The organism is Streptomyces sp. NPDC001880, assembly GCF_053594575.1.
The window spans coordinates 16,462-36,823 of record NZ_JBSFET010000020.1 but is presented as its reverse complement, the minus strand read 5'-3'; the positions used below and the strand labels follow the sequence as shown (position 1 = coordinate 36,823).

The window sequence follows — 20,362 nt, the reverse complement described above, 5'->3', positions numbered from 1 at the left end:
CCTTCTCACATTTGGGGGTCGTTGGAGCGCCGCAGCACCATCGCCGAGTTCGAACCCATGAGCCCGCGGCTGAGCACCAGCGCCGTGCGCAGTTCGGCGGGGCGGGCGCTGCCGGTGACCACGTCGAGGTCGTGGCACACCTCGTAGACGTTCGGGGTGGGCGGTATGAGCGCGTTCTCCATGGAGAGCACCGCGGCGGCCGCGTCCAGCACCGGTGCACCGCAGTAGGCGCGCCCGATACCGGTCTTGGGCGCCGTCACCGGGACCCGCTTGCCGTGCGCGCCGAGGGCGTCGGCGATCGCCAGCGCCTCCGCACGGTCGGCCAGGGGTACGCCGAGGGCGTCCGCGAAGACGACATCGATCTCGTCCGGTGCGCAGTCGGCCTCCCGCAGCGCGCCGATGATCGCCTGGGCGAGGCCCTCCCGGGACTCCTCCCATCTGGCTGCCCCGGTGAACGTGGCGGCATGCCCGGCGAGTTCGGCCCGGACCTTGGCGCCGCGCCGGAGCGCCGACTGCTCCTCCTCGACCACCAGCATGGCGCCGCCCTCGGCCGGCACGAAGCCGCAGGCATCCGAGGTGAACGGCCGGTAGGCGCGGGCGGGGTCCTCGACGGTGCTCAGATCCGCGTACCCGAGCTGGCAGACGACCGAGTAGGGCGCCAGCGGGGCCTCGGCGGCCCCGACCACCACCGCCTCGGTACCGCCACGGATGGAACGGGCGGCGTGCGCCAGCGCGTCCAGACCACCGGCCTCGTCGCTGGCCACGACCGCGCACGGCCCCTTGAAGCCGCCGCGGATGGAGATCTGGCCGGTGCTGGCCGCGTAGAACCATGCGATGGACTGGTACGGCCCCACATAGGTGGAGCCCTGCCCCCAGAGCCGCTGGAGCTCGCGCTGGCCGAATTCGCCGCCGCCGGAACCGGCGGCGGTCACCACACCGACGTCGAAGGGGGATTTCTCGTAGTCGGCCCGGCCGAGCCGGGCGTCGTCCAGCGCGATGTCCGCGGCGGCCATCGCGAAATGCGTGAACTTGTCGGTCTGGACGAGGAAGCGCTCCTCGATCAGCTCGACCGCCTCGAATCCCCGCACCTCTCCCGCGACCCGCAGGGGCAGGTGCTCGCAGCCCTCGCGGGTGACCCGGTCCAGGACGCTCATTCCTTCGTGCGTCCGTTTCCAGAAGGCCTCGGTGTTGTTGCCGTTGGGGGCGACCACACCGATGCCGGTGACGACGGTGCGCCGGGCTTTGCGGGTTCTCATGGTGTCCTCCCACCTGTACGGGTCAGGGCCACCGCGGACTGGAAGCCGCCGAAGCCGCTGCCCACCGAGAGGACGCTGCGCAGCTTCAGTGGACGCGCGGTGCGCGGCACGTAGTCGAGGTCGCATTCGGGGTCGGGACGCTCGTAGTTCGCCGTCGGCGGCACCGTCTGGTGCTCCAGGGCGAGTACACAGGCCGCGATCTCTATCGCGCCGATGGCCCCCAGCGAGTGGCCGACCATGGACTTGATCGAACTCATCGGGATGTCGAAGGCGTGCGCGCCCAGTGCCCGCTTCACGGCGGCCGTCTCGTGCCGGTCGTTCTGCTTGGTGCCGGAGCCGTGCGCGTTGACGTAGTCGATCTGCGAGCCGTCCATCCGGGCATGGCCCAGCGCCCGGTTGATCGCCTCGGCCATCTCCAGGCCCTCGGGGGTCAGCCCGGTCATGTGGTAGGCGTTGCCGAAGGTGGCGTAGCCCGCGATCTCGCAGTAGACGGTGGCACCGCGGGCACGGGCGTGCTCCAGCTCCTCCAGGACGAGGACCGCTCCGCCCTCGCCCATCACGAAGCCGTCGCGGCGTGCGTCGAACGGCCGCGAGGCGTGCTCGGCGTCGTCGTTGTTGGGCGACGTGGCCTTGATCGCGTCGAAGCACGCCACGGTGATCGGGGTGATCGGGGAGTCGGACGCTCCGGCGACGCACACGTCGACGCGGCCCTCCTCGATGGACTGGAAGGCGTACCCGATCGCGTCGAGGCCGGAGGTGCAGCCCGTGGAGACGGTCTGCACCGGGCCGTGCGCGCCGACCTGCTCGGCCACCGCCGAGGCGAGGGAGCTGGGTGAGAAGGCCCGCTCCAGGTGGGGGCCGGCCGAGCGGTGGTCGACGTCCCAACGGGCACCGCTCTCACTGACGGCGACGTAGTCGTGCTCCAGCCGGGTGGTGCCGCCGACCGCGGTGCCCAGCGACACCCCCATCCGCCAGGGGTCCACCTTCTCCGGGTCGAGACCGGCGTCGCCGAGGGCCTCCCTGGCGGCCACCATCGCGAACTGGATGTAGCGGTCCGAGCGTTCGACGGTGTCGGCGTCCAGTCCGTGCGCCGCCGGGTCGAAGTCGCACTCGGCGGCGATCCGGGAGCGAAAGCCGGCCGGATCGAAGAGCGTGATGCCCCTGGTCGCGGTGCGGCCGTTCGCGAGGAGGTCCCAGAAGGCCGGTGCGCCGATGCCGCCGGGGGCGACGACGCCGACGCCGGTGACCGCCACCCGGCGGGTCATGAGGCGGCCTCCGTTCGTTCCGGCGGCGTGACGCGGTCGGCGGATTCGGTGTGCTCGGTGTCGACGTGGCCGAGCTCCGGACGCGGGGCGAGCGGGCCGAGGTGGAAGACCATGCGTGCCTCGACATCGCCCACGTTGCGGAATCGGTGGCGTACATGGGGAGGGATCAGCAGACCCTGGTCGGGCCGCATCCGGTGCGGTTCGCCGTCCAGGTCCACTTCCAGCAGACCGTTCACGACGTACACGAACTCCTCGGAGTACGGGTGGTAGTGCTCGCCGATGCGGTCGCCGGGCTGAACGATCGCCAGCCCCATGAAGCCGCTGGTGGCTCCTACCGCCGTCGGCGTGAGCATGGCGCGAAGATCCCCTCCGCGCCTGCAGTTGGGCTGCGTCTCGCTGAGATCCACGATGCGTGGCCGGTGCGTGGTCATGACTGCATTCCTCCTGGCGCATTGCGCGTTGTGTTGACGGGTTGAGCGAGAACCCCCCAGGGTGCGGATGCGCGGTTCAGGACTCCATGGCCCGCCGATCCGTGATCAGGGTCATCTCGGACTGCTCGAGGAAGCGCGAGACGTCCTGCTCGTCCGCGGGCACGGCGTTGCCGCCGCCGTCGAGGAGGCGACCGAGTCTGGCCACCTTGCCGGGGCCGTCGATGCCCAGCGCCTGTGCGGGCTGCGCGTCGACCGGCTCGACCGCTTCGAGGAGGCGGACGACGACGTCGTCGCGCTGGAAGATGGTGCTGCTGTCGATGATGCTCGCCGGGTCGTCGGCAGCCTCCTCGTCGTGCTCGGCGAGGATCCGGGCGAGGGCCATGCCGCAGCCTTCCTTGGCCTGGTAGAAGAGGGCGTGGCGGCGGATGTCCTCCGCCTTGTGCCGGCCGGCGGTCACGTGGTGGACGGTCGGGAGCGCCGCACGGGTGAAGAACATCCGGGCGGAGTCCGGGTCGCTGAGGTCCCGGTCCTGCTCCAGATACGGGTTGATGGCCTCTTCGACGGCCCTGACCTCGGGCTGCCGGGCGACGTGACGCAGGGCGGCGAGCAGGTCGCCCTCGACCTCGACGGCCCGCACGACGCGATTCCCGTGCATGAAGAGCGAGGTGCGGCGCAGCCGGGTGTCCTCGTCGACCCGTGCGTTCGGGGAGTCGTAGTCGGCCAGGATCTTCGCCACGACGTCCTCGGTGCCCGGCTTGACGGTGAAGGTGAGCGCGTGGCGCACCACCCCGTCGCCCAGGCGCGGGGACGCCTGGAGGCGGCCCTTGGCCGTCTCGGGCGCCATCTCGAAGGCCTTCCCGGTCTCCCGCAGGACGCTGAAGCGCAGCGAGCGGGTGTCGCGCACGCAGTTGTGCAGCGGCTGGACCGTCGCGACGTGCTCCTCGCTGTTCACCCAGGCGAGGAAGGGTGGTGCACTGTCCCACTCGCTGGTGATCAGCCATTGGGAGGGATTCTCGATGGACTGGCACAGCTGGTCGCTGATGTGTCCGGGAACGGACGCCACCTGGTTGCGCAGGTGCTCGTACGCCTCCAGGAACTCCTTCTGGGCTCCGTCGTAGAGATCCAGCAGCAGCACGACGCGCAGCCGGGAACCGTCGAAGGCGGACTGGGAGATCCGTTCCGAGAGGGTGGTGGTCATCTTTCGATCTCCTTCAAGACGGTTTCGTGGGCCGACCCGGGTGGCATGCCGTCAACCGTCGGTTGGCGAGTGGATTCGGAGCGGGGACTCTCCCGGCGGACGCGAATGGTCCGCCCCCAAGGCCGCGGGCCGTCTCCGTGACCGATCGTGAAACGCTGGTCCGGGTGGCGCGAGATTTATGAACCGTTCAGGTGAGCAGCCGTCCGAACCGCTCTCACCAGGGCATTGAACAATGCAACGGAACGGCGTCCGAGCTGGAGCAACTGATGAACGAGAACGTCGACATTCGCGTACCGGTCCTCATCGTGGGCGGCTCCCTGGTGGGTCTGTCCGCCTCGGTCTTCCTCGGCCGGCTCGGGATCGAGCACCTGCTGGTCGAGAAGCACCGGGCCACTTCGACACACCCACGCGGTCGCGGCAACAACGTCCGCACGATGGAGGTGTTCCGTACGGCGGGTGCCGAGGCGGGCATCCGGCGGGCGGCCTCGGTCCTCGCCGACAACCACGGGATCCTGCAAGCCGGTTCGCTCACCGGGGACGACCAGGAGTGGCTGTTCAAGGAGATCGACCCGGGGGGCGGGATCGCCCGGTTCAGCCCGACCGGCTGGTGCCTGTGCAGCCAGAACGACCTGGAGCCGGTGCTGCTGAAGCAGGCCCGGGAGCAGGGCGGTGATCTGCGTTTCTCCACCGAGATGCAGAGCTTCGGCCAAGACTCGTCAGGGGTGGACGCGGCGCTGAAGAACCGGGAGACCGGCGAGCACATCAGTGTGCGCGCGGACTACCTCATCGCGGCCGACGGGCCGCGCAGCCCCATCCGCGACCAGCTGCGCATCGGCCGGACGGGGCCCGGCGACCTCTTCCACAACGTCAGCATCACCTTCCGCTCCCGGAAGCTCGCCGATGTGCTGGGCGACCGGCGCTTCATCGTCTGCTATCTCACCAACCCCGCTGCGGACGGTGCCCTGTTGCCGGTCGACAACAAGAAGGACTGGGTGTTCCACGCACCATGGAAGCCTGAACTCGGCGAAACCCTCGAGGACTTCACCGACGAGCGGTGTGCCGATCACATCCGTACGGCGGTGGGCGCTCCGGGCATCGACATCGAGATCACCGGCAAGGCTCCGTGGCACGCGGCGGAACGGGTCGCCGAACGGTACTCCTCCGGGCGGGTATTCCTCGCCGGTGACTCGGCCCACGAGATGTCCCCCACCGGTGCGTTCGGCTCCAACACCGGTATCCAGGACGCGCACAACCTGGCCTGGAAGCTGGCCACCGTGCTGAAGGGCGAGGCGGGTCCGGGGCTGCTGGACACGTATGAGGCGGAGCGGCTGCCGGTGGCGCGGGCGACGAGCGCACGGGCTTCGGCGCGCTCCAGCGAGCACAGTCACCCGGGGTACTCCGCGGCCCCCGGAGTGGGCGGCGGGAAGCAGGGCGGCATGCTCAGTGTGGCGCTGGGCTACCGCTATGTCCGGGGCGCGGTGCTGGGCACCGACCCCGAGCAGCCGGTGGTGCCGCAGGGGGTGCAGTTGAATGGGGAGCCAGGCAGTCGCGCACCGCATCTGTGGGTCCATCAGGGCGGCGAGCGCAAGTCCACACTGGATCTGTACGAGCAGACGATGGTGCTGCTCACGGACGGTGAGGACGTGGCCTGGCACCGGGCGGCGGCACGGGTCACCGATCGGCTCTCCATCCGGCTCCAGGCGTACGGCATCGGTCCGGGCGCCGATCTGGAGCCGGAGAACGGCGCGGACTGGGCCGCGCTCCACGGGACGACGTCCGAGGGTGCCGTCCTGGTGCGTCCCGACGGTTTCGTGGCCTGGCGGTCGACGGGCCCCGCAGCGGATGCCGAGAGCACCCTCCACGAGGTCCTGACCACCCTGCTGCACCGTTCCTGACTAAGACTCAGGAAAGACCGAACTTCCGTATCTCCACGAGGAATTCATCAGGTCTCTCGGTGTGGACAAGGTGTCCGGCGTCGATGGTGACGAACCGGCCGCCGGGTATCCGCCCTGCCAGCCAGACCAGTCTCTCCTGGGCGATCTGGCTGGTGGGGCCGCCGCCGATGACGAGGGTCGGGGCGGTGATCTCACCGAGGCGTTCCTGCCAGGCAGGGTCCGGTTCGTTCAGCTGGGCGTCGGTCGACGGCACCACCGGCCAGTCGAAGTCCAGCTCCTCATCCGGCCGTTGGGCGGGGGTGCGCGGCGGATCGAGCGGGAACGGCGGCGGTACCTCCTCCAGGACGAGCCGGCCGATCAGCCCGGGTTCCCGCTCGGCGAGCAGATAGGCGGCAGCGGCTCCCATGGAGTGCCCGATCACGGTGGCTCCCGCCAGGTTGCGGACCTCCAGGAAGGCGTGCAGATCGTCCCGGAACAGCTCGAAGGAGTAGCGGCCGGGCCAGTCGCTGAGCCCGTGGCCGCGGAAGTCGAAGGCGTACACCCGGTGTTCGGCCGCGAGATGCTCGGCGATCGCGATCCAGGTCCGGCTGTCGCCGCAGCGGCCGTGGACGAGCACGACGGGCGGGGCCGACGGGTCCCCCCACACCCGGTGGGCCAGCCGGGTGCCACCGGCCTGCACGCTGAGCACGTCCGGGTCGAGGAAGGCCGCCACGGTACGGACGAAGGCGCCCGGGTCGTCCAGCCACGGGAAGTGCGCGGCACCGCGCTGCACGACGAACTCGGCGTTCGGGAAGAGCGCGACCAGTTCGGCGGCGCGGTCCGGGGTCGGGCCTCCGTCGTACTCCCCCGCGAGGACGAGCACGGGTGCGGTGACCGCTGCGAGCGCGGCGACGGTGGCGGCCGGGTCGAAGGCTCCGTCCCCGTAATAGAAGGCTGCGGCAGCGGAGTTGGTCTGTCCGGGCCCGGCGGCGGCATGGGCGCGGGCGGCCTCGTCCCAGCGCCCGTAGGTGAGCGGCGCGACCGCGGCCCGGACGTCGTCCGAGGCGCTGCCCGCCAGCAAGTCGTCCAGGGCGGCCCGTGCGGCCGGGTACCACGGTTCGCCGCGCCGGAGTTCGCTCGCCTCGTGCCAGTCCCGTTCGGTGGCCTCGATGCCGACCGCCAGGGTGCCGGGGGTGACGAGGATGAGCGTACGCAGCCGCTCCGGGTACCGCGCGGCGTAGAGCGCGGCCAGGTTCCCGGCAGCGGAGTGTGCGAGCAGGTCGATGCGTTCCTCGCCGAGGTGTTGGCGCAGCGCCTCGATGTCGTCGACCAGCCGGTCGCAACGGTAGGCCGTCGGGTCGTCCGGCACCGCGGAGTCCCCGGCGCCGCGCGGATCCGGCACCACGAGCCGCCGGTGGGCACTGAGCCCGCCGAGGTCCCCCAGGTATGCCCCGGCCCGCATCGGGCCGCCGGGCAGACAGATCAGCGGTGCGCCCTCCCCCAGAAGGCGGTAGGAGAGTTCGGTCCCGTCGTATGCGTGGAAGATCGGCATGCCCGCCATCCAAACAGGGCCCTACGGGAGGCGCACCCATGTTCGGTATGAGCGAATCCGCGATGCGGACGAGCTGCGTCACCCCTCTTGCCAGGTGACGGGACATCCTGAATTACTACTCTCGAAAGATCGACCGAATGATCGGTCGCCTGCTCGGAAGAGGGAGATCCGGATGACGTTTCTGCTGGACGAGGCGGAACGACTGGGCCGGGACGAGCTGGAAGCACTCCAGCTGGAACGACTGCGGGCCACGCTGCACCACGCGTACGAGAACGTCGGCCACTACCGGGCCGCCTTCGACAAGGCCGGGCTGCGTCCCGACGACTGCCGGACTCTCGCCGATCTCGCCCGTTTCCCCTTCACGACCAAGGCCGACCTGCGGGACAACTACCCCTTCGGCATGTTCGCCGTCCCCGAGGAGCGCGTACGCCGGATCCACGCGTCCAGCGGGACGACGGGCCGCCCGACCGTCGTGGGCTACACCCAGCGGGACCTCGACACCTGGGCCGACGTGGTCGCCCGCTCCATCCGGGCCGCCGGCGGCCGGCCCGGACACAAGGTCCACGTGGCGTACGGGTACGGGCTGTTCACCGGCGGACTCGGCGCGCACTACGGGGCGGAACGGCTCGGCTGCACGGTCGTCCCCGCCTCCGGAGGCATGACCGCCCGCCAGGTCCAGCTGATCCAGGACTTCCGTCCCGAGATCATCATGGTGACTCCCTCGTACATGCTGACCCTCCTCGACGAGTTCGAACGGCAGGGGGTCGATCCGCGTACGACCTCGCTGAAGGTCGGGATCTTCGGCGCCGAGCCGTGGACGGAGGAGATGCGGCGCGAGATCGAGGAGCGGTTCGCGATCGACGCGGTCGACATATACGGCCTCTCGGAGGTGATGGGGCCCGGTGTGGCGCAGGAGTGCGTCGAGACGAAGGACGGCCTGCACATCTGGGAGGATCACTTCTATCCAGAGGTCGTGGATCCGTTCACCGGCGAGGTGCTGCCCGAGGGTGCGGAGGGCGAGCTGGTCTTCACCTCGCTCACCAAGGAGGCCATGCCGGTGATCCGCTACCGGACCCGGGACCTGACCCGGCTGCTGCCGGGCACGGCCCGGGTGTTCCGGCGGATGGAGAAGGTGACCGGGCGCAGCGACGATCTGGTGATCCTGCGCGGCGTGAATCTCTTCCCGACCCAGATCGAGGAGATCGTGCTGCGCACACCGGGCGTGGCGCCGCACTTCCAGTTGCGGCTGACCCGCGAGGGCCGTCTCGACGCGCTGACCGTGCGGGCGGAGGCGCGGGCGGGGGCCACCCCGGAACAGCGGGCGGAGGCCGCGGCGTCGATCACGGCGGCCGTCAAGGACGGGATCGGGGTGTCGGTCGCGGTCGAGATCGTCGATCCGGAGACGCTGGAGCGGTCGGTCGGCAAGTTCAAGCGGATCGTGGACGAGCGCGGCGGGCGTTAGGACCCGTCGTCGCACTGCCGTCCGCCGCCGCCGGCGCGAGCTGCCCGGATGCCCGGGCCCTCGGCCGGCGGCCGCGCCGGGTCACTGCCGGCTGTGCACGATCTGGATCAGGTTGCCGCAGGTGTCGTCCAGAACCGCGGTGGTGACCGGTCCCATCTCCAGCGGCTCCTGGGTGAAGCGCACCCCGAGCCCGCGCAGCCGGTCGAACTCCGCGGGTACGTCGTCCACCGCGAAGGAGGTGGCCGGGATGCCGTCCTCGACCAGCGCCGTCTTGTACGGCTGCACCGCGGGATGGCCGGAGGGTTCGAGCAGCAGCTCCGTGCCGTCGGGGTCCTCCGGCGACACCACGGTCAGCCACCGGGCCTCGCCCAGCGGGACGTCGTGCTTCTTCACGAAGCCCAGCACCTCGGTGTAGAAGCGCAGGGCCTTGTCCTGGTCGTCGACGAATACGCTGGACAGGTGGATCCTCATGGGCTGTTCTCCGGTGCATCGGGCCTGAGCCACCGGGTCACGATGCGCTCAAGGGGTTCGGTGTTCAGGTCGTGGAACTTGTAGCGGCCCTGGCGTCGCGAAAGGACCAGGCCCGCCGATTCCAGTACGGCCAGGTGCTGACTGATCGCCTGGCGGGACAGCCCCAGGCCGTGTTTGGTCACCAGCCGGGTGCAGATCTCGAACAGCGTCTGGCCGTCCCGTTCCACCAGCTCGTCCAGGATGCGCCGACGGGTGGGGTCGGCCAGCGCCTTGAAGACATCCTCCGCCATGACCCCACCATAGGCAAGCCATGACTTGCCTATCAACTCATTCGGGGTGAGGTCCGAGCCGGGGGACCGGAGGCGGCCCGTCACGCGAACCGGTCGCGCAGCTCCCGCTTGAGGATCTTCCCGCTGGCGTTGCGCGGCAGTTCGTCCACGAAGAGGACCTTCTTCGGGGCCTTGAAGTGGGCCAGCCGCTCGCGGGCGTGGTCGACGAGTTCGGCCGCCGTCGCGTCACCGCGCAGCACGACGACGGCGGTGACGGCCTCGATCCAGCGCTCGTCCGGCAGCCCGATCACCGCGGCCTCGGCGACGGCGGGGTGGCTGTAGAGGGCGTCCTCGACCTGCCGGGAGGCGACGAGGACACCGCCGGAGTTGATGACGTCCTTCACCCGGTCGACGACGGTGAAGAAGCCGTCGGCGTCGCGCACCGCGAGGTCGCCGGAGTGGAACCAGCCGTCGCGGAAGGCCTCCGCCGTCTCCTCGGGCCTGTCCCAGTAGCCCTCGCACAACTGGGGCGACCGGTAGACCATTTCACCGGCCGTACCGTCGGGGACCTCCTTGCCGTCCTCGCCGACGACCCGGGCCTCGACGAAGAGGACGGGCCTGCCGCAGGACTCCATCCGGCCCTCGTGCTCGTCCGGGCCGAGGACGGTTGCGAGCGGGCCGATCTCGCTCTGCCCGAAGCAGTTGTAGAAGGCGAGCGCGGGCAGCCGTTCGCGCAGCCGTTCCAGTACCGGTACGGGCATGATCGACGCACCGTAGTACGCCTTGCGCAGGCCGCCGAGTTCGCGGGTGGCGAAGCCGGGGTGCTGGGAGATGCCGATCCAGACGGTCGGCGGGGCGAAGACGCTGTCGGCCTGCCCCGACTCCACGAGGTCGAAGATCCGGTCGGCGTCGGGTGCGTCGAGGATGGTGTTCTGCGCCCCGACCGCGAGGTAGGGCAGCAGGAATACGTGCATCTGCGCGGAGTGGTAGAGCGGCAGCGAGTGGACGGGCCGGTCGGTGTCCCGCAGACCGAGCGCCGTGATCGCGCTCACGTACTCGTGCACGAGCGCACCGTGGGTCATCATCGCGCCCTTGGGCAGCGCGGTGGTGCCCGAGGTGTAGAGCAACTGGACGAGGTCTCCCGCTCCCGGTTCGTGTTCCGGGGCGAAGGGGCGAGGGATGTCGGTTGCCGCCAGGAGGGAGTCCGGTGCGTCGCGCAGCGCGCGTACGGGGAACGCGGCCGGAATCCGGCCGGCGATGTCCGGGTCGGTGAGAACGAGGGAGCTGCCGGACTGCTCCAGGATGTAGGTGAGATCGTCACCGGTGAGGTTCTGGTTGACCGGCACATGGACCAGGCCCGCGCGGGCACAGCCGAGGTAGCCGATGAGATAGGCGTCGGAGTTGTGCGCGTAGCAGGCGACCCGGTCGCCGAAGCGCAGTCCGTGCTCGCCGGTGAGGACGGCGGCGGCGGTGCCGACGGCCGTGTCGAGCTCCGCGTACGTCCATGACCTGTCCGCGTAGCGCAGAGCGGTGTGCTCCGGGCTGCGCCGGGCGCTGCGCGCCAGGACTCCGTCGACTGTGCTGCTCCGTACACCTGTCATGGCGTGATCCTGTGCGGCCGGAACGCGGGGGGTCAAGGGTTCCGCGCCAGGGGTGTGCTTCGGAAGTGGCGTCGTCCGCCCGGAGGGCGGGCCCCCGGCCAGACGGGACTTTCGAAACACGCCCCAGGCATCAGGGACTGATCGCGAGGAAGACGAACGCTGCGAAGATCGACAGATGGACGCCACCCTGGAGCAGCGTGGCCCGTCCCGGTACGACGGTCAGCGCGCCGACCATCACGGTGAGTGCGAGCAGCACCATGTGGGTGGCGCCGAGGCCGAGATGGAGCGGGCCCTCGAGCCAGACCGTGGCGAGGGCGATGGCCGGGATGGTCAGGCCGATGCTCGCCATCGCCGATCCGAGGGCGAGGTTGAGACTGGTCTGGAAGCGTTCGCGACGGGCGGCCCGCACCGCCGCCAGGGTCTCCGGCAGCAGCACCAGCAACGCGATGACGACACCGACCACCGCCTGGGGCAGCCCGGCCGCCTCGACCCCGGACTCGATGGCCGGCGATACGGACTTGGCGTCACCGACGACCGCGACGAGCGCGATCAGCAGCATCGCCAGGCTCAGGGCGGTGGCCCCCCGGCCGGGCAGCGGGGCCTGGTGCTCCTCCGGTTTGAGCGTGCCCTCCGGGGTCAGGGGCAGGAAGTACTCGCGGTGCCGCACCGTCTGCACGGCGACGAACAGCCCGTACAGGAGGAGTGAGGCGACGGCGGCGAAGGTCAGCTGGGCACTGGAGAATTCGGGGCCCGGTTTGCCGACGGTGAAGGTCGGCAGGACCAGGCTGAGGGTGGCGAGTGTGGCGACGGTCGCGAGGGCGGCCCCGGAGCCCTCGGCGTTGAAGACGACGACGTGGCTGCGAACGGCGCCCACGAGCAGGGACAGTCCGACAATGCCGTTGCAGGTGATCATCACCGCGGCGAAGACGGTGTCGCGAGCGAGCGCGGACGTCTTGGGGCCGCCGCCCACCATCAGGGTGACGATGAGGGCCACTTCGATCACGGTGACGGCGACGGCCAGGACGAGCGAGCCGAACGGTTCCCCGACCCGGTGGGCGATGACCTCGGCGTGGTGGACGGCGGCCAGGACGGCGCCCGCGAGACAGAGCGCGACCATGGCGACGGCGAACGCCGGGAGCTCCCGTCCCCAGCTCAGGACCAGCGCGAGCGCGGCCACGATCGGCACGACCACCGTCCACCGGGTCGCCAGTGACCGGGCCGTAGCGCGCGCGTTCATGGGCCACACCCTGCCAGAGCCGGAACGGGGGCGCTCGTCGGGCGGCGGCCGGACGGCGGGTCACACGGCCCGGGTGTGTCCTTCCCAGTACGGGTCGCGCAGCCGCCGCTTGTAGAGCTTGCCGTTGGGGTCGCGGGGCATCGCTTCGATGAAGTCGATGCTTCCGGGGCGCTTGTACCCGGCGAGATGCCGTTCGCAGTGGTGCAGGATCCCGGCGGCGAGCTCGTGGCCCGCCTCGTGTCCCGGGGCCGGTTCGACGACCGCCTTGACCTCCTCGCCCCAGTCGGGATGCGGGATGCCGAAGACGGCGACGTCGGCGACGGCGGGGTGGCCGAGGAGGGCACCCTCGATCTCGGCGGGGTAGATGTTCACCCCGCCGGAGATGATCATGTCGATCTTGCGGTCGCGGAGGAAGAGGTAGCCGTCCTCGTCGAGGATGCCGAGGTCGCCGACGGTGAAGAAGTCGCCGATGCGGTTCTTCCTCGTCTTCGTCTCGTCCTTGTGATAGCTGAAGCCGCCGGTGTTCATCTTCATGTAGACGGTGCCGAGCTCGCCGGGCGGCAGCTGCTTGCCGTCGTCGTCGAAGACGGCGAGTTCGCTGATCGGCCAGGCCCTGCCGACCGTGCCCGGTTTCTTCAGCCAGTCCTCGGCGGTGGCGAAGGCGCCGCCGCCCTCGCTGGCCGCGTAGTACTCCTCGACACATCTCCCCCACCAGTCGATCATGGCGCGTTTGACGTGGTCGGGGCAGGGCGCGGCACCGTGGATGGCGTGCCGCATGGCGGTGACGTCGTAGCGCCGTCTGACCTCGTCGGGAAGGGCGAGGAGGCGGTGGAACTGGGTCGGGACCATGTGTGTGTGGGTGCAGCGGTGGGTGTCGATGAGCCGGAGCATTTCCTCGGGCGTCCATCGGTCCATCAGCACCAGTGGGTGTCCGATGTGCAGGGACGCGCCCGCGAACTGCAGAACGGCGGTGTGGTAGAGCGGCGAGCAGACCAGGTGGACGTTGCCGTCGAACGGTTTGATGCCGAAGATGCCGAGGAATCCGCCGAGGTGGCTCTCCTCGGGGAGTCTGCCGGAGAGCGGTCGGCGGATGCCGCGCGGGCGGCCCGTGGTGCCCGAGGTGTAGTTCATGACCCAGCCCAGGGTGCGGTCGTCCGGGACGTGTCCGGGCTGCCCTTCGAGCAGTTCGGCGTAGGGGCGGAAGCCGTCGACCGTGCCCACGGCGTAGCGCTGGGCGGCCGGCAGCTCCGCCTCGTCGGCGGCCTCGGTCGCGGCCTGCGCGAACCGCTCGTGGGCGATGAGCACCTTGGCGCCGGAGTCGGAGACGATCCAGGCGATCTCGGGGCCGACGAAGTGGTGGTTGACGGGTACGAGGTAGAGGCCGGCCTGGGAGGCGGCGAGATAGGCGGTGAAGAACTCGACGCCGTTGGGCAGCACGACCGCGAACGCGTCGCCCCTTCGCAGTCCGGCCGCCCGCAGTCCGTGGACGAGGCGGTTGGCGGCGGCGTGCAGCCGGCCCGCCGTCCAGCTCTCGCCGTCGGGGGCGGTCAGGACCGTGCGGTCGGGGTCGGCGGTGGCCTGGGCCCAGAAGCCGTTGGGCTGCTGACTCATGAGGTGCTCCGTCCGGCGATGCGGTTGATGCGGTCCACGGCGCGCTCGAAGCCGCGGGTCAGGTCGTCGAAGACGGCCTGTACGCTGCGTTCGCTGTTCATCCGGCCGACGATCTGGCCGACAGGGGTGCCGAGCAGCGCGCCGGTCTCGTACTTCTGGATGCGGGACACGGCCTCGGCCACCAGCAGCCCCTGGAGCGGCATGGGCAGCGTGCCGGGCCCGGCCGGGTCGTCCCAGGCGTCGGTCCACTCGGTACGGAGCTGGCGTGCGGGTTTGCCGGTGAGGGCGCGGGAGCGGACGGTGTCCCCGGAGCCGGCGGCGAGGAGTTTGCGGGTCAGCGCGCGGGAGTGGAGGTCCGCCTCCTCGGTGGTCAGCCAGAGGGAGCCGAGCCAGACGCCCTGGGCGCCGAGGGCGAGTCCGGCGGCGATCTGCTCGCCGCTGCCGATGCCGCCGGCGGCGAGGACGGGCAGCGGCCCGACGGCGTCGACGACGTCCGGGACCAGGACCATGGAGGCGATCTCGCCGGTGTGGCCGCCCGCCTCGTACCCCTGGGCGACGACGATGTCGATGCCCGCTTCGGCGTGGTGGCGGGCGTGCTTGGCGCTCCCGGCGAGGGCGGCGACGAGCACGCCCCGGTCGTGGGCGCGCCCGACGACGTCGGGGGGCGGTGACCCGAGGGCGTTGGCGAGGAGCCGGATGGGGTAGTCGAAGGCGACATCGAGCTGGTTTCGGGCGACCTCCTCCATCCAGCCGGTGATGCGCCAGCCGGACGACTCGCCCTCGGGGAGTTCGGGGACACCGTGCTTGGCGAGGGTGTCCTGGACGAACTGACGGTGTCCGGCCGGGATCATCGCCTCGACGTCGGCCTCGGTCACCCCCTCCACCTTCTTCGCGGGCATGACGACATCGAGGCCGTACGGCTTGCCGTCCGTGTGCTCCTGCATCCAGTCGAGGTCGCGCGCGAGGTCGTCGGGGGCGGTGTAGCGGACCGCGCCGAGTACGCCGAACCCGCCGGCCCGGGTGATGGCCGCGGCCACCGCGGGGAACGGCGTGAAGCCGAAGATGGCGTGCTCGACTCCCAGTTTCTTGCTCAGCTCCGTCTCCATGGGCGGCAGGATGCCGCAGCCGGTCACCCGAGGGAAGAGATTTTCTGATGCAGTGTCAGATTCTTTGTGACGCAGAGGGCCTCCGCGACGGCGGGGGTGACAGTAATCTCTGCGGCGGCAGGAAGTTTCATTGTCGGACGAAATTTCGAAAGTTACTTTCACGCAGCAGGAAGGGGTTCCGGATGACCGAGGACGCGGCGGGCAGAGGAATCAGCCGGCGGAGGCTGGGCGGTGGGATGCTGGCCCTGGGCGGGGCACTCGCCCTGGCGCCGATTCCGTTCGCGGAGCGGGCGTCGGCCATGGAGTCGGGGACGGGATCGTCGGACATGCGCACTGGGGCGCTCGGGAGCACCGCGTCGGGGCAGGGCCGGCCGACGTTGCGGCGTGGACCGGCCGCCCGTGCCGGGCTGCTCCAGGAACCGCTGGACCAACTGGTCGCCGACGCGGAGAAGTTCCTCTCCGCCTCCCCCAAGCACCCTTGGTACGCGGGGGCGGTGCTGCTCGCCGGGCGCGGCGGTACGGTGGCCCTGCACCGGCCGATCGGCAAGGCCGTGCGCTATGCGGCGTACGACGAGAAGACCGACACCGGGGTGGAGTTCCCGCCCGACCAGCAGATCGCCATGGCCGAGGACACCGTCTTCGACCTGGCCTCGGTCTCGAAGCTGTTCACCTCGATCCTGGCCGTGCAGCAGATCGAGCGCGGGACGCTGGAGCTGGAGGCCAAGGTCGCCTCGTACCTGCCCGATTTCGCCGGCGGCGGCAAGCAGGACATCACGATCCGTCAGCTGCTCACGCACACCTCGGGCTTCCGCGCCTGGATCCCGCTGTACAAGGCGCCGACGCGGGAGGGAAAGCTGCAACTGCTGTGGAGCGAGGCGCCGGCCAACCCGCCCGGCACGGTGTACCTCTACTCCGACCTCAATCTGATCTCGCTCCAGCTGGTCCTGGAGAAAATCACCGGCCGCGCGCAGGACGTCCTGCTCCGTGAGGAGATCACCGCCCCGCTCGGGATGCACCGCACCCGGTACAACCCCCCGGCGTCCTGGAAGCCGAAGATCGCCGCGACCGAGGACGCCCGGCTGCCCTGGTCCGGGCTGGACCGCGGACTGGTCTGGGGCGAGGTGCACGACGAGAACGCGTACAGCCTGGGCGGGGTGGCGGGCCATGCCGGGGTCTTCTCCTGCGCCTGGGACCTGGCGATCCTCGCCCGTACGCTCCTCAACGGCGGGGTGTACGGCCGCGCACGGATCCTCTCCGCCGAGTCGGTCGATCTGCTGTTCACCGACTTCAACACCGCGTTCCCCGGCGATGCGCACGGTCTCGGCTTCGAGCTCTACCAGCACTGGTACATGGGCGCGATGGCCACACCGCGCACCGCGGGCCACACCGGCTTCACCGGCACCAGTCTCGTGCTGGACCCGACGACCGACTCGTTCCTGATCGTGCTCGGCAACTCTGTGCACCCGGTCCGCAGTTGGCGTTCGGGCAGCGCGCCGCGCGTCGCCACGGCCAACCGGATGGCGCGGGCCGTCGCGGTCCGCCCCGCGCGTGGCCGCACGGCATGGTTCTCGGGAATGGCGAGCGCAGCATCGGCCACCCTCACGCTGCCCGCGCTGCGCCTGGCCTCCTCGCGCGCCCGGCTGAGCTCGACCCTGTGGTGGGACACCGAGCCCGGCTCCGACTTCCTCTTCCTCGAGGCGTCGGGCGACGCCGGGGCGACCTGGCAGCCCGTACCGTTCACCACCGTAGCGACGGAGCAGAGTCCCCACCCCGAGCGCGTGTCGCATCCCACCGGCGCGGTCTCCGGCTGGTCCGGCCGGATATGGCACCGCCTCGACGCGGATCTCGCCGCCTGGCGCGGCAAGGAGGTGCGGCTGCGGTGGCGGTACACGACGGATCAGCTCTACGTCGGCCGCGGGGCGTACGTGGACGCCGTCCGGGTCGAGGACGGCAGCCGTACGGTCTTCGACGAGGGCCGGCCCGGTGACGCCGCGCGCATCGAGGCCCTGGGCTGGACGGCGTCGGCGGACTGAGCGCGCCGGGCCGTGCCGGACAATGTCCCGATGACCACATCACCGCAGAGCTGGATGCGCGCCGAGCGCCTGGACGCCGACCGGTCGGCAGCCGCCGTGCACGCCCGGACAGGCATACGGCTGGAGGTCGAGGGGCCTTGTCCGGGCGGTGAGGTCGGCGCCGCGTACGTGCGGTGGCCCGACGGCCGCCGCTCGGTCCTCAAGTGGCGGCCGGACACCCGGATCGAGGAGATGCGAGCAGGTCCGCTGGCGGTGTGCGAGGTGCTGGGCGCCCGCGGGTATCCCTGCCCCTCGACGGAGCTGGCGCTCCAGGTCGACGGTGCGGTGGTACTGGTCCAGGAGCTTCTGCCGGGCACACCGGTGGAGTTCCTGGACCGCCACGGGCTGGACCGGGCTCTCGCCCTCAACGCGTCACAGGCGCAGCTGCTGACCGAGCGCCCTCAGGTCCCGTCGATGAACCTGTATCTGCTCGACGACGGCCCCGGCTACTGCCTCCACGAGCCGCTGCGTCGGCACAGCCGGCGCGGCGCCGCTCTGGAGCGGCGGATCAGGTCGGTCGGCGCCGATCACCCTCCCCGTCTGGGCGGGGACGATGTCGTGCACCAGGACTTCCACCACGGCAACCTGCTCGCCGTGGACGGTACGGTCACAGGAGTCATCGACTGGGACGGCGCCGGGCGGGGAGACCGCCGGTTCGACCTGGTCACCCTGCGCTTCGGACTGCACGCGAAGGAGCAGGCGCCGGACGTCGTCCGTCGCCTCGACGACATCCTGGATGCCCTGCCCGAGGAGATCCTGCGTCCCTGCTGGGCCCATATGAGTCTGCGCATGACCGACTGGGCGATCCGGCACTTCGCCCCGGGCGAGGTCGGGCACTGGCTGGATCTGGCCGAACAGCGCCTGTGACGGATCCGGACGGGGCGGGACGCTGTAGGTTCCGGTGGTGATCTCCAACTGGAAGAACAACCGAATAGGCAGTGCCCTGCGGGGCGGGAACCCGACTGTCATGCGCCACCTGAACGCGGGGTTCGCCGTGATCGGGGATGTGCAGTTCCTGCCGGGGTACTCGGTGCTCCTGGTCGACGAACCAGGAGTGGAGCGCCTGTCGGAACTCCCGAGGGCCAAGCGGCTGGCCTTCCTGTCCGACATGGACCGGCTCGGCGAAGCGGTCGAACGGGCCTGCCGCCGTACCGACTCCGCGTTCCGCCGGGTGAACCTGGAGATCCTCGGCAATACCGACGGGTTCCTGCACGCACATGTGTGGCCCCGCTACGAGTGGGAACCGGGCGATCTGGTGGGCCTGCCCGTCTGGCTGTACCCCCGTGACCGATGGAGCGACGGACGCTTCGCACTCGGCCCGCGACACGACGCGCTGCGGGCCGCGATCACCGAGGAGCTGGACCGGTCCCCGGAGCAGGACCGACAGACCCTCGGCCCCACGGCTCCCGGCGCACCGGTCACGGACGAGACGTGAAGACCACCACCGAACCTTCCACGCCCCGCCCGACGCCCTTACGGGTTCCCGCCTTCCGGCGGTTCGTGCTCGCCAACCTCGTCTCGGCGACCGGGTCCGCGATGGCTCCGATCGCACTGGCCTACGCGGTGATCGGACAGGGCGGCGGCGCGGGCTCGCTCGGTGTCGTGCTGGCGACGAATTCGGTACCGACGGTCGTCTTCACTCTCGTGGGCGGGGTGCTCGCGGACCGGCTCTCGCGCAGCCGGATCCTGTTCCTGGGCAATCTGCTGGCCGCGGCGGCTCAAGGAGTGCTCGCGGCACTGGTGGCCACACACCATGCAACCACCGCCTCGATCGCCGCGTGCGGCTTCGTGTCGGGGATCGCCGTGGCCTTCACGGCACCGGCCGCGGCAGGCGTCGTGGCGCAGGTCGTCGCGGCGGAGCACCGGCAGCAGGCCAACGCGCTGCTCCGGCTGCCGGGCAACGCCGTCAAAGTGCTCGGTCCCGTCGTCGGAGGAGTGATCGTCGCGATCGGCGGACCGGCGTGGGCGCTGTCCTGGGATGCGCTCAGCTTTCTGGTCGCGGCGCTCCTGCTGCTCGGCCTGCGGCTGAGCGCACCGGTCACGACGAGCAGTGCCCTGGCCGATCTTTACGCCGGCTGGTCCGGCTTCCGGTCCCGCACCTGGCTGTGGACATACACCGCCGCGGGCACGGTGGTGGTCGCCGCGTGGCTGGCCGGATTCCAGCTCCTCGGCCCCGTGGCCGCGGCCGAACACTACTCGGGGGCACGTTCCTGGGGGCTCGTTCAGGGCGCGTTCGCGTTCGGGCTGCTGGCGGGGACGGTGGTGTGCCTGCGTTGGAGGCCGTACCGGCTGCTGGCCGTCGCCGTACTCACCGGTGCCGGGCTCTGTCTGCCCCTGGCGGCACTGGGCTTCGGCCTGGACCTGCCCTGGGTACTGCTCGCCGCGGTGCTCGCCGGCATCGGGCTGGACGTCGCGATCGTGGCGTGGAACACCGCGCTCCAACTGCACGTACCCCAGGCGGAGCTGGGCCGGATGAGCTCGTTCAACGGTGTCGGGGAGCGGATCGCCATCCCGCTCGGCTACCTCGTCACCGCGCTCGCCGCACATGCCTGGGCCGACCGGACCGTGCTCCTGGTCTGTGCCGGTGCCGTCGTGGCCACCACGGTGCTCAACCTCTGCGTACGGGACGTGTACCGCGTCAATCGCGCCTGAGCATGCGGGCGGTACTCGACGACGCACCGGGTGCACCGCCGGACCGGAGTCGTCCGGCTGGATACCGGCGCGGGCGGCAGTCCACCGCGGCCCGGGGCCGGCCTGCGGATCGGCGCGTCGGGCCGCCTCGTCCCCACGCCAGGCCACGGCTTCGCCGTCCGGGCATCACCGAGCTCCGTCCGGGCACACACTCACGACGGCCGGGCGGCCGTTGTGTCATCAGCGGGGCGGCTATAGCCGCGCCCCTCTTGCGCGGGCACTCTTCGGCCGTCCGCGGCTCAGCTCCGGCGAGGCCTCCCTCGCCG

At 70.8% G+C, this 20,362-nt stretch carries 17 protein-coding genes; 6 read left to right on the top strand and 11 right to left on the bottom strand.

What is annotated here, in order from left to right; all coding sequences use genetic code 11:
• Window positions 1-5: 5 nt before the first annotated feature.
• The 4 genes from ACWCQ6_RS14640 to ACWCQ6_RS14625 all read right to left on the bottom strand — a co-directional run bounded on the left by ACWCQ6_RS14640 (window position 6) and on the right by ACWCQ6_RS14625 (window position 4,150).
• Entirely contained in the window at window positions 6-1,256 is a 1,251-nt protein-coding gene (locus ACWCQ6_RS14640; protein ID WP_451089031.1) for a ketosynthase chain-length factor, read from the bottom strand.
• Window positions 1,253-2,521 carry a beta-ketoacyl-[acyl-carrier-protein] synthase family protein gene (locus ACWCQ6_RS14635; protein ID WP_451089029.1) on the bottom strand — a complete coding sequence of 423 codons (1,269 nt, stop codon included), beginning with the start codon at window positions 2,519-2,521 and terminating at the stop codon, window positions 1,253-1,255. The genes ACWCQ6_RS14640 and ACWCQ6_RS14635 overlap by 4 nt, the downstream gene beginning before the upstream one ends.
• Window positions 2,518-2,952: a cupin domain-containing protein gene (locus ACWCQ6_RS14630; RefSeq protein WP_451089027.1), complete on the bottom strand. Its 435-nt coding sequence runs from the start codon at window positions 2,950-2,952 to the stop codon at window positions 2,518-2,520. Before ACWCQ6_RS14630 ends, ACWCQ6_RS14635 begins: the two co-directional genes overlap by 4 nt.
• 76 nt (window positions 2,953-3,028) lie before the next feature.
• A complete protein-coding gene (locus ACWCQ6_RS14625) occupies window positions 3,029-4,150 on the bottom strand; it encodes a SchA/CurD-like domain-containing protein (protein ID WP_451089025.1) in 1,122 nt (373 codons plus the stop codon).
• Between the two features lie 266 nt (window positions 4,151-4,416).
• Here ACWCQ6_RS14625 and ACWCQ6_RS14620 point away from each other — a divergent pair, with 266 nt between their 5' ends.
• Window positions 4,417-6,045, top strand: coding sequence for an FAD-dependent monooxygenase (locus ACWCQ6_RS14620; RefSeq protein WP_451089023.1), 1,629 nt, complete (start codon window positions 4,417-4,419; stop codon window positions 6,043-6,045).
• A gap of 7 nt (window positions 6,046-6,052) precedes the next feature.
• Here ACWCQ6_RS14620 and ACWCQ6_RS14615 read toward each other — a convergent pair whose 3' ends face one another.
• Window positions 6,053-7,576 carry an alpha/beta fold hydrolase gene (locus ACWCQ6_RS14615; RefSeq protein WP_451089021.1) on the bottom strand — a complete coding sequence of 508 codons (1,524 nt, stop codon included), beginning with the start codon at window positions 7,574-7,576 and terminating at the stop codon, window positions 6,053-6,055.
• Between the two features lie 172 nt (window positions 7,577-7,748).
• Between ACWCQ6_RS14615 and paaK the strand changes: the two genes are divergently transcribed.
• Window positions 7,749-9,038, top strand: a complete 1,290-nt coding sequence (paaK, locus tag ACWCQ6_RS14610) for a phenylacetate--CoA ligase PaaK (protein WP_451089019.1) — start codon at window positions 7,749-7,751, stop codon at window positions 9,036-9,038.
• 81 nt (window positions 9,039-9,119) lie between these two features.
• Here the strand turns inward: paaK and ACWCQ6_RS14605 are convergent, their stop codons facing one another.
• The 6 genes from ACWCQ6_RS14605 to ACWCQ6_RS14580 form a co-directional block, all read right to left on the bottom strand.
• A complete protein-coding gene (locus ACWCQ6_RS14605; RefSeq protein ID WP_451089017.1) occupies window positions 9,120-9,509 on the bottom strand; it encodes a VOC family protein in 390 nt (129 codons plus the stop codon).
• Window positions 9,506-9,799, bottom strand: coding sequence for an ArsR/SmtB family transcription factor (locus ACWCQ6_RS14600; protein ID WP_451089015.1), 294 nt, complete (start codon window positions 9,797-9,799; stop codon window positions 9,506-9,508). The genes ACWCQ6_RS14605 and ACWCQ6_RS14600 overlap by 4 nt, the downstream gene beginning before the upstream one ends.
• Window positions 9,800-9,879: 80 nt before the next feature.
• On the bottom strand, window positions 9,880-11,379 hold the full coding sequence (locus ACWCQ6_RS14595; RefSeq protein ID WP_451089013.1) for an acyl-CoA synthetase: 1,500 nt from the start codon (window positions 11,377-11,379) through the stop codon (window positions 9,880-9,882).
• Between the two features lie 130 nt (window positions 11,380-11,509).
• The gene (locus tag ACWCQ6_RS14590) at window positions 11,510-12,616 is read right to left on the bottom strand and encodes a calcium:proton antiporter (RefSeq protein WP_451089011.1); all 1,107 of its coding nucleotides are present in this window, start codon (window positions 12,614-12,616) and stop codon (window positions 11,510-11,512) included.
• Between the two features lie 60 nt (window positions 12,617-12,676).
• Window positions 12,677-14,227: an acyl-CoA synthetase gene (locus ACWCQ6_RS14585; protein ID WP_451089009.1), complete on the bottom strand. Its 1,551-nt coding sequence runs from the start codon at window positions 14,225-14,227 to the stop codon at window positions 12,677-12,679.
• A complete protein-coding gene (locus ACWCQ6_RS14580; protein WP_451089007.1) occupies window positions 14,224-15,333 on the bottom strand; it encodes an NAD(P)H-dependent flavin oxidoreductase in 1,110 nt (369 codons plus the stop codon). The genes ACWCQ6_RS14585 and ACWCQ6_RS14580 overlap by 4 nt, the downstream gene beginning before the upstream one ends.
• A 182-nt stretch (window positions 15,334-15,515) precedes the next feature.
• Here ACWCQ6_RS14580 and ACWCQ6_RS14575 point away from each other — a divergent pair, with 182 nt between their 5' ends.
• Genes ACWCQ6_RS14575 through ACWCQ6_RS14560 form a run of 4 tightly spaced genes read left to right on the top strand, consistent with a single transcriptional unit; the run spans window position 15,516 to window position 20,057 of the window.
• Window positions 15,516-17,366 carry a serine hydrolase gene (locus ACWCQ6_RS14575; RefSeq protein WP_451089005.1) on the top strand — a complete coding sequence of 617 codons (1,851 nt, stop codon included), beginning with the start codon at window positions 15,516-15,518 and terminating at the stop codon, window positions 17,364-17,366.
• A 30-nt stretch (window positions 17,367-17,396) separates the two neighbouring features.
• A complete protein-coding gene (locus ACWCQ6_RS14570; RefSeq protein ID WP_451089003.1) occupies window positions 17,397-18,272 on the top strand; it encodes a phosphotransferase in 876 nt (291 codons plus the stop codon).
• A gap of 37 nt (window positions 18,273-18,309) precedes the next feature.
• Complete coding sequence (locus ACWCQ6_RS14565; protein ID WP_451089001.1) at window positions 18,310-18,840, top strand: diadenosine tetraphosphate hydrolase; 531 nt, start codon at window positions 18,310-18,312, stop codon at window positions 18,838-18,840.
• Window positions 18,837-20,057, top strand: coding sequence for an MFS transporter (locus ACWCQ6_RS14560; protein WP_451088999.1), 1,221 nt, complete (start codon window positions 18,837-18,839; stop codon window positions 20,055-20,057). The genes ACWCQ6_RS14565 and ACWCQ6_RS14560 overlap by 4 nt, the downstream gene beginning before the upstream one ends.
• Window positions 20,058-20,362 lie beyond the last annotated feature (305 nt).